Annotated in this window: 16 protein-coding genes; 8 read left to right on the top strand and 8 right to left on the bottom strand. The window is 60.3% G+C overall.

Going from position 1 to position 15977, the window contains the following annotated elements:
* Positions 1-95: 95 nt before the first annotated feature.
* Together hemH and AAIS01_RS06955 are read right to left on the bottom strand one after the other, a co-directional pair.
* The gene (hemH, locus tag AAIS01_RS06960) at positions 96-1121 is read right to left on the bottom strand and encodes a ferrochelatase (RefSeq protein WP_343468404.1); all 1026 of its coding nucleotides are present in this window, start codon (positions 1119-1121) and stop codon (positions 96-98) included.
* Between the two features lie 13 nt (positions 1122-1134).
* Positions 1135-2034: a TIGR01777 family oxidoreductase gene (locus tag AAIS01_RS06955; protein ID WP_343468403.1), complete on the bottom strand. Its 900-nt coding sequence runs from the start codon at positions 2032-2034 to the stop codon at positions 1135-1137.
* Positions 2035-2230: 196 nt separating this feature from the next.
* On the opposite strand from AAIS01_RS06955, the gene AAIS01_RS06950 reads away from it, so the two are divergent.
* The 6 genes from AAIS01_RS06950 (at position 2231) to AAIS01_RS06925 (ending at position 7961) form a co-directional block, all read left to right on the top strand.
* A complete protein-coding gene (locus tag AAIS01_RS06950; protein WP_343468402.1) occupies positions 2231-3217 on the top strand; it encodes an NAD(P)/FAD-dependent oxidoreductase in 987 nt (328 codons plus the stop codon).
* A gap of 173 nt (positions 3218-3390) precedes the next feature.
* Entirely contained in the window at positions 3391-4353 is a 963-nt protein-coding gene (locus AAIS01_RS06945; protein ID WP_343468401.1) for a YbgA family protein, read from the top strand.
* Positions 4353-5291 (top strand): MerR family transcriptional regulator, encoded by a 939-nt coding sequence (locus AAIS01_RS06940; RefSeq protein WP_343468400.1) that lies wholly within the window; start codon positions 4353-4355, stop codon positions 5289-5291. The genes AAIS01_RS06945 and AAIS01_RS06940 overlap by 1 nt, the downstream gene beginning before the upstream one ends.
* Before the next feature lie 12 nt (positions 5292-5303).
* On the top strand, positions 5304-6725 hold the full coding sequence (gene phrB, locus AAIS01_RS06935) for a deoxyribodipyrimidine photo-lyase (RefSeq protein WP_343468637.1): 1422 nt from the start codon (positions 5304-5306) through the stop codon (positions 6723-6725).
* A gap of 128 nt (positions 6726-6853) precedes the next feature.
* Positions 6854-7627 carry an SDR family NAD(P)-dependent oxidoreductase gene (locus AAIS01_RS06930; protein WP_343468399.1) on the top strand — a complete coding sequence of 258 codons (774 nt, stop codon included), beginning with the start codon at positions 6854-6856 and terminating at the stop codon, positions 7625-7627.
* Between the two features lie 28 nt (positions 7628-7655).
* Complete coding sequence (locus AAIS01_RS06925) at positions 7656-7961, top strand: YkgJ family cysteine cluster protein (protein ID WP_343468398.1); 306 nt, start codon at positions 7656-7658, stop codon at positions 7959-7961.
* Positions 7962-8078: 117 nt separating this feature from the next.
* On the opposite strand, the gene AAIS01_RS06920 is transcribed toward AAIS01_RS06925, so the two are convergent.
* From AAIS01_RS06920 to hemA, 6 genes are all read right to left on the bottom strand, one after another.
* Positions 8079-8597 (bottom strand): acyloxyacyl hydrolase, encoded by a 519-nt coding sequence (locus AAIS01_RS06920; RefSeq protein ID WP_343468397.1) that lies wholly within the window; start codon positions 8595-8597, stop codon positions 8079-8081.
* A gap of 114 nt (positions 8598-8711) precedes the next feature.
* Positions 8712-9503, bottom strand: coding sequence for a glutamate racemase (gene murI, locus AAIS01_RS06915; protein ID WP_343468396.1), 792 nt, complete (start codon positions 9501-9503; stop codon positions 8712-8714).
* Positions 9496-10251, bottom strand: a complete 756-nt coding sequence (locus AAIS01_RS06910; RefSeq protein ID WP_343468395.1) for a molybdopterin-synthase adenylyltransferase MoeB — start codon at positions 10249-10251, stop codon at positions 9496-9498. The genes murI and AAIS01_RS06910 overlap by 8 nt, the downstream gene beginning before the upstream one ends.
* On the bottom strand, positions 10245-11075 hold the full coding sequence (prmC, locus tag AAIS01_RS06905; protein ID WP_343468394.1) for a peptide chain release factor N(5)-glutamine methyltransferase: 831 nt from the start codon (positions 11073-11075) through the stop codon (positions 10245-10247). The genes AAIS01_RS06910 and prmC overlap by 7 nt, the downstream gene beginning before the upstream one ends.
* Before the next feature lie 14 nt (positions 11076-11089).
* Positions 11090-12172 carry a peptide chain release factor 1 gene (gene prfA, locus AAIS01_RS06900; RefSeq protein WP_343468393.1) on the bottom strand — a complete coding sequence of 361 codons (1083 nt, stop codon included), beginning with the start codon at positions 12170-12172 and terminating at the stop codon, positions 11090-11092.
* Entirely contained in the window at positions 12169-13458 is a 1290-nt protein-coding gene (gene hemA, locus AAIS01_RS06895) for a glutamyl-tRNA reductase (protein ID WP_343468392.1), read from the bottom strand. Before hemA ends, prfA begins: the two co-directional genes overlap by 4 nt.
* Before the next feature lie 172 nt (positions 13459-13630).
* Here hemA and AAIS01_RS06890 point away from each other — a divergent pair, with 172 nt between their 5' ends.
* Both AAIS01_RS06890 and lolB read left to right on the top strand, forming a co-directional pair.
* Positions 13631-15355 (top strand): tetratricopeptide repeat protein, encoded by a 1725-nt coding sequence (locus AAIS01_RS06890; RefSeq protein WP_343468391.1) that lies wholly within the window; start codon positions 13631-13633, stop codon positions 15353-15355.
* Positions 15356-15359: 4 nt separating this feature from the next.
* Positions 15360-15977: a lipoprotein insertase outer membrane protein LolB gene (gene lolB / locus AAIS01_RS06885; RefSeq protein WP_343468390.1), complete on the top strand. Its 618-nt coding sequence runs from the start codon at positions 15360-15362 to the stop codon at positions 15975-15977.

The following is a 15977-nucleotide window of genomic DNA, read 5'->3' as shown; positions in this document are numbered from 1 at the left end:
GAGGGAGCTTTCTCCCGCTCGAGTGCGAAGCGCTCGCTAAGTTTGGGGTCGCTGCGCAACCCAGCGGGAGCAAGCTCCCTCGCCACAGGCTTGTATTACAAGGCGATCGGTGCCCGCTCACACAAAGTGCTCAACGCCTGCGCCCACTGCGCATCATCATTGAGACACGGCACCAACACTAACTCCTCCCCGCCCGCCTCACGAAACTGCTCACGCCCGCGATCACCGATTTCTTCCAGGGTTTCAATGCAGTCGGCCACGAACGCCGGGCACATCACCAGCACTTTTTTCACGCCACTTTTAGCCAGTTCATCCAGGCGCGCTTCGGTGTAGGGTTCGATCCACTTGGCGCGCCCCAGGCGCGACTGGAACGACACCGACCACTGCCCATCCTTGAGCCCCATGCGCTGGGCGAACAGGTCGGCAGTGCGAATGCATTGCGCGCGGTAACACGTCGCCATGACCTCAGGCGGTGCATTTTTGCAGCAATCGGCGTCCTTGAAGCAATGAAAACCGGTGGGGTCGAGCTTGGTCAGGTGCCGCTCCGGCAAGCCGTGGAAGCTCAGCAGGAGATGATCGTAATCCTGCATCAGATGCGGCTTGGCGCTGGCCACCAGGGCGTCGAGGTACTCCGGCTGATCGTAGAACGGCTGAAGAATCGAGAACTGCACATCGAGCTTCTTCTCGCGCACCACCCGCTTGGCTTCTTCGATCACCGTGGTGACCGTGCTGTCAGCAAATTGCGGATACAGAGGCGCCAACGTGATCTTCTTGTGGCCCTGGCTTGCCAGGCGCACCAGGGTCGACTCTATGGACGGTTCGCCATAACGCATCGCCAACTCAACCGGCCCCTGGGTCCATTGCGCAGTCATGGCTTGCTGCAAACGACGGCTGAGCACCACCAGCGGCGAGCCTTCGTCCCACCAGATCGATGCATAGGCATGGGCCGATTGCTCTGGGCGCTTGATCAGGATCAGCGACACCAGCAAGCGCCGCACCGGCCATGGCAGGTCGATGACGTAGGGGTCCATCAGAAACTGATTGAGGTAGCGGCGCACATCGGCCACCGAAGTGGAAGCAGGCGAACCCAGATTCACCAAAAGCAACGCGTGATCGGTCATGCAACGTCCTATTTCAAAGGCGGCCCGACAAGTCGTCGAGAGCCGCATGCAAATCAGTGAACCGGAAAGTGAAACCCGCCGCCTGTAATCGGGCCGGCGTCGCGCGCTGGCCGCCCAGCAACAGCAGTGACAATTCGCCGAGTGCAACCTTCAGCACCAGCTCAGGCATCGGCACCACGGCCGGCCGATGCAAAACGCGCCCCAGGGCCTTGGCAAAATCGCGGTTGCGCACCGGGTTCGGTGCGCAGGCATTATAAGGACCACTGGCCTCATCGCGGTGCAGAAGAAAATCAATCAGAGCGATTTGATCGGCGATGTGAATCCACGGCATCCACTGCCGACCATTGCCAATACGCCCGCCCAGCGCCAGTTTGAACGGCGGCAGCAGGCGCGACAAAAAGCCGCCTTCGGCCGACAGGACCAGGCCAGTGCGAACCAGTACCACGCGTATACCCATGGCCTCGGCCCGCTGCGCGGTTTCCTCCCAGGCGATGCACAATTGGCTGGCAAAGTCCTCGCTCACCGGTCCCGAGTCTTCGGTCAGCTCACGTTCACCACCGTCGCCGTACCACCCCACCGCGGAACCGGAAATCAACAGCCCAGGTTTTTGTTCGCAACGCTCCAGCCATGCCAGCAATACTTCTGTCAGGGTAATGCGACTGCTCCACAACAACATCTTGCGTTTGTGGCTCCAGGGTCTATCCGCAATCGGCGCCCCTGCGAGGTTGACCACCGCCTCCACCGGCTCGGTAATTTCGTCGAGCTTGGCGACGCCCCGCACCTGCGCGCCGCAGAGTTTTGCCACTACTTCGGGTCGACGACTCCACACCGTCAAGCGATGGCCCTGCTTCAACCAAAGGCTGCAGAGTTGACGTCCGATCAAACCAGTACCGCCGGTCAGCAATATGTGCATGAAGTGTTCCTCGCATCGCGTTTTACCCGGCCCATTAGTCTATTTTTATAAGCAGGGATTTTTCGTATCAGGCAGGGTCTGTGTTTAACAATAGGACACCCTGTCAAAACGCGAACGGTAAAACTTATACCAAAAACCCTAATTGTACAGGTTTAAACGACGGCGTAGTCTGTACAGAAAGGTAAACGAGGCCCTCATGACTGTACCTATCGCAATCATCGGCACCGGCATCGCCGGACTTTCAGCCGCCCAGGCCCTGACGGAGGCCGGGCATATTGTTCAACTCTTCGATAAAAGCCATGGCAGTGGCGGACGCATGTCCAGCAAGCGCAGTGATGCCGGCGCACTGGACATGGGCGCGCAGTATTTCACCGCTCGCGACCGCCGCTTCGTGATGGAGGTCCAGCGTTGGCAAGCCCAAGGCTGGGCGGCGGAATGGACACCGCAGCTTTATCATTTCAAGAATGGGCAACTGAGCCCGTCGCCGGATGAGCAGACCCGCTGGGTCGGCACTCCGCGCATGAGCGCCATCACCCGTGCCCTGCTTGGCGAGTTACAGGTGCAGTTCTCCTGCCGCATCACCGAGGTCTACCGCGGTCAGGAACATTGGCACTTGCAGGACGCCGAAGGCTTCACCCATGGCCCTTTCGGCCAGGTGGTGATCGCCACGCCCGCGCCCCAGGCCACAGCACTGCTGGCGGCCGTGCCGAAGTTGGCCGCAGTGGCCGCTGGCGTGAAGATGGACCCCACCTGGGCTGTGGCCCTGGGCTTCGAAACAGCGCTGGATACGTCCATGGAAGGCTGCTTCGTCCAAGACAGCCCCCTCGACTGGCTGGCTCGCAACCGCAGCAAACCGGGACGTGACAGCAAGCTCGACACCTGGGTGCTGCACGCCACCAGCGACTGGAGCCGCCAACACATTGACATGGCCAAGGAGGCAGTGATCGAACACCTGCATGGTGCCTTCGCCGAGTTGCTGCACAGTGCGATGCCTGCGCCCAGCTTCAGCGTGGCCCACCGCTGGCTTTACGCGCGCCCCTCAGGCACCCACGAGTGGGGCGCCTTGGCCGATGCCGACCTGGGCCTGTATGTCTGTGGCGACTGGTGCCTGTCCGGCCGCGTCGAAGGCGCTTGGCTAAGCGGTCAGGAGGCCGCCCGCCGCCTGCACGCCAGCCTGCAATAAAACCTGCGATCGCGCGTCACCCGCTGCTGTCGAACCAGGCAGCAGCCTGTCTGCGAAAACCACATCGCCCCTCTCACACATAAAAGCGGTTGACTTGTGTCCGTTCGGATCTATGATGAAAATATTGTACACGAATGTTATTTTGTACAAGATTTTGAAATCAGAGGTCGCCCATGCCCCAGGATGCCGTCGCCAAACCGAAAATCGCTATCAGCGCCTGCCTGATGGGCGCTGAAGTTCGCTTCAACGGCGGACACAAGCAATCGCAGCTATGCAGCCGCACCTTGGTTGAGTACTTCGACTTCGTGCCGGTCTGCCCTGAAGTCGCCATCGGCCTGGGCATCCCTCGCGAGCCGATCCGGCTGGTGGGCAATCCCGAACGGCCTGAAGCGGTTGGCACGGTCCGGCACGAGCTTAATGTAACCCGGCCATTGGCCGATTACGGACACCGGATGGCCGAGGAACTGGATGACATCTGCGGCTACATCTTCATGCAGAAGTCGCCTTCCTGCGGACTGGAGCGGGTCAAGGTCTACGATCATAACAGCGTGCCACAGGATGGCGGCGGACGCGGCATCTACGCCCAGGCGTTTTGTGAGCACCACCCCGATTTGCCGGTGGAGGAAGACGGGCGCCTGAACGACCCGGTGCTGCGGGAAAATTTCCTGACCCGGGTATTTGCCTACGCAGCCTGGCAACCGCTGCGCCGCCAAGGCCTGACACGCCGTGCCCTGATCCACTTCCACTCGCGCTACAAATATCTGTTGATGGCCCATAACCCGGTGCAATACAAGGCCTTGGGCAATATGTTGGGCAATATGGGCAAGGCCGACCCTGACGAACTGGGCGCGCGCTACTTCAGCGCCCTGATGGCTGCCTTGAAGAAATGCGCCACCCGCCGCACTCACACCAATGTGCTGCAGCACCTGAGCGGTTACCTCAAACGCGCCATCAACGCCGAGGACAAACAGGAAGTGCAACACCTCATCGGGCAATACCGCCTCGGCATCGTGCCGTTGGTGGTGCCGCTGACCTTGCTCAAGCATCACTTGCGCCTGCATCCCGATCCCTATTTGGCGCAGCAGGTCTACCTGCAGCCGCACCCGGAAAACCTCAGCCTGCGAAATGCCATTTGATGAAAAGCGAACCTGATTCCAGCGCCAGCGAAGACCTGGGGGCCGACTTCGCCGAAGCCCTGGCGCAGGGCTGGCTGCCCATACGCGAAGTCGCCCGCCAAACGGGCGTGAATGCTGTCACGCTAAGAGCCTGGGAGCGCCGTTACGGCCTGATCGTGCCGCACCGCACACCCAAGGGCCACCGACTGTTCAATGCCGAACATGTGCAGCGCATTTTGAGCATCCTCACCTGGATTGATCGCGGGGTGGCGGTGAGCAAGATAAAACCGCTGCTCGACACGCCGCAGCCGCCCAATGAACCGTTGGAAAACGATTGGCAGCGTCAGCGCCACGCCCTGGTCCAGGCAGTCACGCAACTGGCCGAGCGTCAGGTCGATGACTTGGTCAACCAGGCCATGGCGCTTTATCCGCCTTGGACGGTGTGCGAACAGTTGTTGTTGCCGTTGCTGGCCGAGCTGCAATTGCGCTGGCAAGGCCAGTTTGGTGCGCAGTTGGAACGGGTGTTTCTGTATTCCTGGCTGCGCAGCAAATTCGGCAGCCGGATTTACCACAACAATCGTCAATTGCGCGGCGCACCATTGCTGCTGGTCAACCATTCGGACCTGCCCCTGGAACCCCAATTGTGGCTTAGCGCCTGGCTGGCCAGCAGCGCCGATTGCCCCGTGGAAGTGTTCGATGGGCCGATACCCGCGGGCGAACTGGCCTTGGCCATCGAACGCCTCAAGGCCCGCGCAGTGCTGCTGTATTCCAGTAACGCGCTGAACCTGTCCCAACTGCCCAAACTGCTCAGTGGGGTTGATTGCCCGATCATCATCGCCGGCCCGGCTGCGTCGATTCATCATGCGCGGTTATCCACAGGCGTCTCGACCGACAATCTGACGTGGGCCGAAGATCCGTTATCGGCTTACCGCGAACTGAGCCGCAGAGAACTTATTTAAATGAAAAACCGCCTGCAACTGATCTGGCTGCGCAGCGACCTGCGCCTGCACGACAACACCGCCCTGGCCACCGCAGCAACCCGGGGGCCGTGTGTGGCGGTGTACTTGCCGAGCCCGGAACAATGGCGCGCTCATGACGACGCGCCGTGCAAGATCGACTTTTGGCTGCGTAACCTCACCTCGTTGAGCACTGCCCTGGAGGAGTTGAACATCCCGCTGCTGATCCGCCACGCGCCGCGCTGGGATCAGGCACCGCAGATTCTGCTCTCGTTGTGCCAGGAGCTAAAAATTGACGCCGTCCATGTCAATGAAGAATACGGCTTGAACGAAACTCGCCGCGATGCCGACGTTGCCCGAACGTTGCAGAGCCAGGGCATCGAATTTCACAGCCACCTCGACCAATTGCTGTTCAAACCCGGCAGTGTGCTGACCAAAACCGGTACCTATTTCCAGGTGTTCAGCCAGTTTCGCAAGGTCTGTTACAGCCGCCTGCACATTTCGCTGCCAAGCCTGGTCGCCACGCCTACCCGGCAGGCACCCACCGGTATTGTCAGCGATTCGGTACCCACCCAAGTCGAAGGCTTCCCGCCTGCGAGTGAAAAGCTGCGCGCCCTCTGGCCAGCCGGTGAAAACGAAGCCCGGCGACGCCTGGACACTTTCACGGAGCAACACCTGGAGGATTACCAGAGCGAACGGGATTTTCCCGCCAGGCCTGGCACCAGCCAGCTCTCGGCGTACCTGGTGGCCGGTGTGATCTCGCCCCGTCAATGCCTGCACGCGGCACTGCAGGCCAACCAGGGTGAATTCGAGAGCGGAAGCGTCGGAGTTGTGACATGGATCAATGAATTGCTCTGGCGTGAATTCTATAAACACATTTTGGTGGGCTATCCGCGTGTATCCCGCCACCGTGCGTTCCGCCCGGAAACCGAAGCGCTGGCCTGGCGCAACGCCCCCGAAGAGCTGGCGGCCTGGAAACAGGCACGCACTGGCCTGCCGATTATCGACGCGGCCATGCGTCAACTGCTGGAAACCGGTTGGATGCACAACCGTTTGCGGATGGTGGTCGCGATGTTTCTGACCAAGAACCTGCTGATCGACTGGCGCGAGGGTGAGCGCTTTTTCATGCAACACCTGATCGACGGCGACCTGGCCGCCAACAACGGCGGATGGCAATGGAGCGCCTCTACCGGGACGGATGCGGCGCCTTGGTTCCGGATCTTCAACCCTTTGAGTCAATCGGAAAAATTCGACCGGGAAGGATTGTTCATAAAACGCTGGTTACCTGAACTGAACGATCTTGACAAGCAACAGGTCCATAACCCAAAGATGCAGGGCGGATTGTTTGACGTGGCGGATTACCCTCCAGCGATTGTCGACCTGAGTCAGTCCCGGTCGCGTGCACTGCAGGCGTTCAGAAACCTGCCCACGCGATAAGCATTCAGTAGAAACCGGGCGATCAGCGAACAGAAAAAATTCCCGATCGCAAGATGCAATTTCAATGCTGCGGCCATACAGTCTTACATCAAGCTCGCCCACGCAGCTCGGTCGAAAGGAAGTATGGAATGGGTCTGGAAATTCGAAAGCGATACTGGCTGACAGGTGCCGGCAACGGCATCGGTGTTTCGTTGGCCGAAGCGATACTCAAAACTGGTGCTTATCTGGCCGTTAGCTCGCGCTCTTCGCGCTCGTGCGAAGACCTTTCGGCACGTTATCCGGGTCAAGTACTGGCGGTACCCGGCAACCTGACCGACAGCCAGACCGTACGTGAGATCGGCGAACAGATTGCCCGACAGTGGGGCTCTCTGGACACCGTGATTCTCAACGCCGGAACAGCCGAATATATTGACAGCCAACTCACCGACCCATCGATCATCGAACACATTGTGCGCACCAATCTGATAGCGGCCAGCTTCTGCATTCACACGGCCCTGCCACTGCTGCGCGCAGGCAACCGATCCCATCTGGTGGGTATCACCAGCCCGGCGACTTACCTGCCGCCGTCGTATACCGAAGCCGATGGCAAGGGGACGCGTTTTCTGTTCGAGTCGGCTCGCGTCAAGCTGGCGGCCGAGAGCATCGACGTGACGCTGGTTCACCCGGGCTTTGACAGCCCTTCGCGCAGCCTCGACGACTGTTTTCCGGCCCCCGTGCTGTGGACGGCCGAAACGGCAGCGAATCACGTGCTGACACAACTGGCCGCACGCCCCCATGAAGTGGAGCTTCCCGTTTCGTCCATGACCACACTCTGGCCTTTGCCCTCCTCGACCGAGTCCATGTTGGCTGATGTCGACTCAAATAAAGCGGGTAACGGGCGCCCGATCAAGGGCCAACCCTGAGAGGTCGGGTTGCCTTACACTGCGCGTCATGAAAACTATCCCTGTCCAACAAATCCCCCTGCCTGCCGTCACTTGTTCGACGTGTGCGGCGTGCTGTTGCCAGTTGGAAGTGATGTTGATCACTGACACTGGCGTGCCTGAACGCTTTATCGACACGGACGAATGGGGTGGGGAAGTGATGTTGCGGCTCGATGATGGCTGGTGCGCGGCGCTGGATCGCGACAGCATGATGTGCACGATCTACGAAAAACGCCCGTTGATCTGCCGCGAGTTCGAGATGGGCGCACCGGAATGTATCGAGGAACGCAAAGGGATTGCGACGGCGTATCAGTAGCCAATCAAGGCACTGACTGTGGGAGCGGGCTTGCTCGCGAAAGCGTTGGGTCAGGCACGTTCCTATTGACTGACCCACCGCTTTCGCGAGCAAGCCCGCTCCCACAGGACTTGGGTGTTACAGCGGCATCGTGTAGTGCAGCGCGTAACTTTCAATACCGTCGTTGGTCGACTTGATGCCTGCGTTGGAGTAATGAGTGGCGCGAATACCCACTTCATGTCCGCCATTGAAGCGCAGCCCCAGACCAATGCGGTCCTCGAACTGGAAAGCAGTCCCCAGTTGGTTGTTTTCCACTTGGGTGTTCTCGAATAACGCCACACCGATACCCGCTTCGATGTAGGGTTTTACGTTCTGGCCGGCAAATTCATACACAAACACGGGCGAGAATGAGAGGCTGTGGTTGCTGGAAGCCTCATCCCCTTCCCAGTACGTATAGGCACCACTCCAGTAGCCGGTCAGGCGACCGACGTCACTCTGCCACCAGCTCTTGTCCCAGTCGAACTGCATGCCCAAGCGATAGGTCATGGTCGACTCGCCGGTCTGCCCTACCCCAAACTCCACACCTGCCGCTTGTGCGGTGTAAGTGTGCCCCAACAATGCAGCCGCAAGTGCAGCCAAGCAGAATAAACGCTTCATTAGAAACATCCTTTTCCGAACAGACTTAGTTAGTTTTCTTACAAACAGACAAAGCTATAGAAATCCGCGTTAAAACAGAAGTTCAGCCGACTTAGGCATTTTTCATGTTTTTTTTTACAGACTGAAGCTTCGCACAATGCCAGACGAATTCCATAGCGCGGGTAGGATATTTCTTAAATGTATCGGATCAGCGCTGCTCCAGAACCGCGTTTCGCTGGCGGGCCCGGCCGCCAGGAGCCTGCGCTCATCAAGCAGGCGTTGAAGTTGTCGGGCAACGGCGGCACCGGTGTCGATCAGGCTGATGTGCTCGGGGACCATCTGCTTGAGCAATGGCTTGAGGAACGGATAATGCGTGCAGCCCAGGATCAACGTGTCGCAGCCGGCGGCCAGTAACGGTTCGACATAGCCCCGCAGCAATTGACGCAGGGCCGGGCTATCGAGATCACCGGCTTCAATCAGCTCTACCAGCCCGGGACATGGTTGGGTGATCACCTGTACATCGGTGGCGAACCGATCAAGTAATGCGGCGAATTTGGCGCTTTGGAGTGTGCCGGTGGTTGCCAGCACACCGACAATGCCGCTACGGGTGGCAGCGGCCGCCGGTTTGACCGCCGGCTCCATGCCGACAATGGGCCAGTGGGGATAATCGCGACGCAAATCGGCGACCCCTGCGACCGTCGCGGTATTGCAAGCCACCACCAGCGCCTTGGCACCCTGATGATGGAGAAAGTCGGCGATGATTGCACACCGCTGCCGGATGAACTCCGGGGTTTTCTCGCCGTAGGGAATATGCCCACAGTCTGCAACGTAGAGCAGTGACTCATTGGGTAGCAGGCGACGGATCTCGCCCAGCACCGACAACCCGCCGACACCCGAATCGAACACACCGACCGGCGCTTCACTCATGCTGACTACCACAGACGGCGCACCCCGGATCACGCTTGACCCTCAGCTCACGAAAACGGCTGCCCAAGGCGTCGATCAACAGCAGACGCCCCACCAGTGGCTCGCCGAAGCCGGCCAACAGTTTCAAGGCTTCAAGGGCTTGCAGACTGCCTACCAACCCCACCAGCGGCCCGAGCACCCCGGCTTCGCTGCAGGTCAATTCGGCTTCACTGCCGTGGCCGTAAAGGCAGTGATAGCAGGGGCTTTCCGAACGGCGCGGATCAAACACGGATAACTGCCCTTCCAGGCGAATTGCCGCACCGCTGACCAGCGGTTTGCCCGCGGCGACACACGCCGCGTTCACCGCTTCGCGGGTGGAGAAATTGTCGGAACAGTCGAGCACCACATCCACCGCCGCGACGGCAGCAGACAGGGTGTCTTCGTCCATGGCCTGTGGGTGAGGCACCAGCGTGATATCGGGGTTGAGTGCCGTCAGGCGACGCATCGCCGAATCGACCTTGCTCAGGCCCACACTGTCGGTGTCGTGGATGATCTGGCGTTGCAGGTTGGTCAGGTCGACTGTATCAAAATCCGCCAGATGCAATTCACCGACGCCTGCAGCGGCCAGGTACAACGCCACCGGAGCGCCAAGGCCGCCGAGGCCGACGATCAATGCACGGCTGTGCTTGAGTCGCAGTTGCCCGTCGATGTCGACGTGCTGCAACAGAATCTGCCGGCTATAGCGCAACAGCTCCTGATCGTTCAGCACGGCAGGCGCCCCAGGCTGATACGCTCATGCCCGCCCAGGTCCCTGCGGCTGTGGACTTCAGCAAACCCTTGGGTTTGCAGCAGATCACGCACCGCGTCGGCCTGATCATAACCGTGCTCGAGCATCAACCAGCCACCCGCTTTTAGATGATCGGGGGCCTGGGCGATGATGGTGCGCAAATCATCAAGCCCGTCGTGTCCTGCCACCAGGGCGCTGGCCGGCTCGAACCGCACGTCGCCCTCGGCCAGGTGAGGATCGGTGGCGGCTATATAGGGGGGGTTGCTGATGATCAGCTCAAAACGCTCGCCGTCCAAAGCGCTGAACCAGTGGCTGCTCAGCACCGTGACGTTGCGCAGGTCCAGGCGCTGGCGATTGCGTTCGGCCAGGGCCACCGCCTCCAACACACGATCGACTGCGGTGACTGCCCAGGCCGGACGCTCGCTGGCCAATGCCAGGGCAATTGCGCCGCTGCCGGTGCCCAAATCCAGAACCCTGGCCGGCGCGGCAGGCAGCAAGGCCAGCGCGGTTTCCACCAGCAGTTCGGTGTCGGGGCGCGGAATCAAGGTGTGGGGCGCCACTTCCAGGTCGAGCTTCCAGAAGCCTTGCTGCCCGAGGATATAAGCCACTGGCTCGCCAGAACGACGGCGGCGCAGGTACTCAGAGAACAACAACGCCGCTTCGCTTGGCACGATTCGCTCGGGCCAGGTGTGCAGGAAGCTGCGGGACTTGCCCAGTGCTGCAGCGAGCAACAATTCGGCATCCAGTCGAGGTGTGGGCGAATCAGGCAACTCGGCGGCGCGTAACAAACTGGCGATGATGGTCATATATTCACCTGTGCTTACTCGCCAATTGCAGCCAACTGGTCGGCCTGGTATTCAGCCAGCAACGGTTCGATCACCGCATCGACGCCGCCCGCGAGAATTTCGTCGAGCGAATACAACGTCAGGTTGACGCGATGGTCGGTGACCCGGCCCTGGGCAAAATTGTAGGTACGGATCCGCTCCGAGCGATCCCCCGAGCCCACCAGCAGCTTGCGTTCGCTGGCAATGGCATTGGCTGCGGCGCTGGTCTGCTGATCGTTGAGCTTGGCCGACAACCAGGACATGGCACGCGCACGGTTCTTGTGCTGGGAACGTTCTTCCTGGCACTCGACCACAATGCCCGAAGGCAGGTGAGTGATGCGGATCGCCGAATCGGTCTTGTTGACGTGTTGACCGCCCGCACCCGAGGAGCGATAGGTGTCGACCCGCAGGTCCGCCGGGTTGATCTCGATGGCCTCCTGCTCGTCCGGCTCGGGCAAAACCGCCACGGTGCAGGCCGAAGTGTGAATGCGTCCCTGAGATTCAGTGGCCGGTACACGCTGTACACGGTGGGCGCCAGATTCGAATTTCAGCTTGCCGTAGACGTTGTCACCCTCTACCCGGGCGATGACTTCTTTATAGCCGCCGTGTTCGCCTTCGTTCTCCGAGAGGATTTCCACCCGCCAGCCGCGACGCTCGGCGTAACGCGAATACATGCGGAACAGGTCACCGGAGAATATCGCCGCCTCGTCGCCGCCGGTCCCGGCACGGATCTCGAGAAACACATTGCGACCGTCATTAGGGTCCTTGGGCAACAGCATGCGTTGCAGGTTGCTTTCAAGTTCAAGCAACTGCTCCTTGGCTTCACGGACTTCCTCGACCGCCATTTCGCGCAGGTCCGGGTCGCTGTCCTTGAGCAACGCCTGAGCGCCTTCAAGGTCGCCCTGCACTTTGAGCAACTGTTTATAGGTGGCGACAATCGGCTCGACTTCGGCGTATTCCTTGGAATACGTGCGGAACTTATTCTGGTCGGAAATGACCTCACCATCGCCCAGCAAGGCGGTCAGTTCCTCGAAACGGTCCTGGAGAATGTCCAGTTTATTGAGCAGTGACGCTTTCATTGCGATTTTTTATCCGAAAAGCTATCCGGTGAACCCTCACCGAGGGCAAAGAGTTCCTGGGCCATGGCCAACGCATCGAGGCGGCCTTCGGCGGTCAGCTTCTTGAGCTGGACACTGGGAGCATGAAGCAATTTATTGGTCAGGCCGCGAGCCAGTTGCACCAGCACCTCATCGGCACTGCCACCATTTGCCAGCAGGCGCCGGGCCTTCTGCAGCTCTTCGTCGCGCAGGCGTTCACTCTGCTGACGATAAGCCTTGAGCACGTCCACCGCCGCCAGCTCGCGCAGGCGCACCATGAAATCCTCGGCGCCGACGGTGATCATCTCTTCAGCTGCCTGGGCCGCGCCTTGCCGGCTCTTGAGGTTCTCGGCGACCACTTCGTGCAAGTCGTCGACGCTGTAGAGATAAACATCGTCCAGCTCGCCCACTTCCGGCTCGATGTCCCGGGGAACGGCAATGTCCACCATGAAAATCGGCTTGTGCTTGCGCAGTTTCAGGGCGCTTTCCACCGCGCCTTTGCCCAGGATCGGCAACTGGCTGGCGGTGGAGCTGATGACGATGTCACTGTGCACCAACTCGGCCGGGATGTCCGACAGCAACACGGCATGGGCGCCGAACTGCTCGGCCAGGGTACTGGCGCGCTCCAGGGTACGGTTGGCGACGACGATACGCTTGACCCCCAGGTCGTGCAGGTGGCGGGCAACCAGGGTGATGGTCTCTCCCGCGCCGATCAACAGCGCCTGGCTGCGTTGCAAATCGCTGAAAATCTGTTTCGCCAGGCTGACCGCGGCAAATGCCACGGACACCGGGTTTTCGCCAATGGCCGTGTCGGTGCGCACCTGTTTGGCGGCATTGAACGTGGCCTGGAACAGGCGCCCCAGCAGAGGCCCGACCGTGCCGGCCTCGCGGGCCACGGCGTAGGCCGACTTCATCTGACCGAGAATCTGCGGTTCGCCCAGCACCAGCGAATCGAGCCCGGAGGCAACACGCATCATGTGACGAACGGCCGCATCATCTTCATGCACATAGGCACTGGCGCGCAGCTCTTCAAGGCTCAGATCGTGATATTCGGCCAGCCAGCGCAGCACGGTATCGGCCGAAATGTGATCCTGCTCTATATATAGCTCGCTGCGATTGCAGGTGGAGAGGATGGCAGCCTCGCGGCTCTCGGTGAGTCGGCAAAGCTGCTGCAGGGCCTCAACCAGTTGCTCAGGCGTAAAGGCCACGCGCTCGCGGACGTCTACGGAAGCAGTCTTGTGGTTAATACCAAGTGCAAGGAAGGCCATTCAAGGTCGCTGATAGTGACGTGAAGCCGGCAATTGTCCTACTTCGCCAGATTCAGAACAACCACTCGATCTCTATCGTCGTGGCACACGGCGTAAATCGACGGGCCGGTTATGTTTGACCCAAGGCTTGTGTCATGATGATCCGACCGCAGGTTAGTCGTCCTTTTCCTATATGAATAGATCTTCCGCGTTGCTCCTCGCTTTTGCCTTGCTCGGCGGCTGTCAGTCCATGGCCCCCGTGTCGACAGACGGTACGCCGCCGGTCGAAGACAGCACCCAGGCCCCAGAAAAGCCCAAGGTCTACAGCTCATTCAGCGAAGAAACCATTTTCAGCCTGTTGAGCGCCGAACTGGCAGGCCAGCGCAATCGCTTCGACATTGCGCTGGACAACTATGTCACCCAGGCCATCAATACGCAGGACCCGGGCATTTCCGAGCGGGCGTTTCGCATTGCCGAATACCTGGGTGCCGACCAGCCCGCCCTGGATACCGCACTGATCTGGGCCAAAAACGCCCCCCAGGACCTCGAAGCGCAACGCGCCGCCGCCGTGCAACTGGCGCGGGCCGGACGCTACGACGACTCCATGGTGTACATGGAGAAAGTCCTGCTGGGCAAGGGCGACACCCATTTCGATTTCCTTGCGCTGTCAGCGGCCGACACCGACCAGGAAACCCGCGACGGCCTGACTAAAAGCTTTGATCGCCTGCTGCTGCGTCATCCCGATAACGGCCAACTGATTTTTGGCAAGGCCCTGCTGCTGCAACAGGATGGCGACACCCAAGGCGCCCTTACCCTGCTGGAAAACAACCCGCCGCAAGCGGGCGAAGTGGCGCCGATTCTGCTGCGTGCACGCTTGCTGCAAGGCTCGAACCGCGGCGACGAAGCCCTGCCGCTGCTGGAAAAAAGCATCAGGCAATACCCGGACGACAAACGCCTGCGCCTCACCTACGCGCGCATGCTGGTGGAAAACGACCGCATGGACGACGCCAAGGTGGAGTTTTCCAGCCTGGTCCAGCAGTACCCTGAAGACGATGAATTGCGCTATTCCCTGGCATTGGTATGCCTGGAAGCCAAAGCGTGGGAAGAAGCCAAGGGCCACCTGGAAGACCTGATTGCCCGGGGAACGCATGTGGACTCCGCCCACTTGAACCTGGGCCGCATCGCCGAAGAACGCAACGACCCTGAGAGTGCGCTGCTCGAGTACGCTCAGGTCGGCCCAGGCAACGATTATCTGCCGGCCCAGTTGCGCCAGGCCGATATTCTGATGAGCAACGGCAAAACGGCCGAGGCCCAGAGTCGCCTCGCCGTGCAGCGGGACACGCAGCCGGACTACGGCATCCAGTTGTATCTGATCGAGGCAGAAACCCTCTCGGCCAATAATCAGGGTGGCAAAGCCTGGACTGTGCTTGATCAGGCGTTGAAGCAATACCCGGACGACCTGAACCTGTTGTATACCCGTGCCATGCTGGCGGAAAAACGCAACGACCTGGCCCAGATGGAGAAAGACCTGCGCCTGATCATCCAGCGCGACCCCAACAATGCCATGGCCCTCAATGCCCTGGGCTACACCTTGTCCGATCGCACCACCCGATACGCCGAAGCCAAGGTGCTGATCGAACAGGCCCACCAGCTCAACCCGGAAGACCCGGCGGTGCTCGACAGTCTTGGCTGGGTGCATTTCCGCCTGGGCAACCTCGACGAGGCCGAACGCCTGCTGCGCCAGGCCCTGGAGCGTTTCCCCGACCAGGAAGTCGCCGCGCACCTGGGCGAAGTCCTGTGGGCCAACGGCAAACAGCGCGAAGCCCGGCAGATCTGGAGCAAGTTCCTCAAGGAACAGCCCGACAGCCCCATCTTGCGCGGTACCATCAAACGCCTGACCGGATCAGAGACCCTTTAAAATTATGTTTTTGCGCCACTTCATCGTTTTCAGCTTTATCGCCCTGCTCGCCGGTTGTGCCGGCTTCGGCGCCCGAGAATCCGTCCAGGGCCACGGCAACCCGGCCCAATGGCGCGAGCACAAGGAACAACTGAGCGGTCTCGACGGCTGGCAGATCGACGGCAAGATCGGCATACGCGCACCGAAAGACTCGGGCAGTGGCACACTGTTCTGGCTGCAACGCCAGGACTACTACGACATTCGCCTGTCCGGCCCACTGGGTCGCGGCGCGGCGCGCCTGACCGGTCGGCCAGGCCAGGTTTCACTGGAAGTGGCCAATCAGGGTCGCTACGAGTCCCCCTCCCCGGAAGCCTTGCTGGAAGAGCAACTGGGCTGGAAGCTGCCCGTATCCCACCTGACCTGGTGGGTTCGCGGCCTGCCGGCACCGGACAGCAAAAGCCGCCTGACCCTCGATGCCGACAGTCGCCTGTCCAATCTGGAGCAGGACAACTGGCAGATCGAATACTTAAGTTATGCCCAGCAAAACGGTTACTGGCTGCCCGAGCGCATCAAACTGCATGGCAGCAACCTGGACGTCACGCTGGTGATCAAGCAATGGCAGCCGCGCAAGCTGGGGCAATGA

It is taken from the genome of Pseudomonas halotolerans, assembly GCF_039581215.1.
In the GTDB taxonomy this organism is placed as follows: Bacteria; Pseudomonadota; Gammaproteobacteria; order Pseudomonadales; family Pseudomonadaceae; genus Aquipseudomonas; species Aquipseudomonas tehranensis.
Note: the sequence above shows the minus strand (reverse complement) of the source record. Positions and strands in the feature narration are given on the sequence as shown.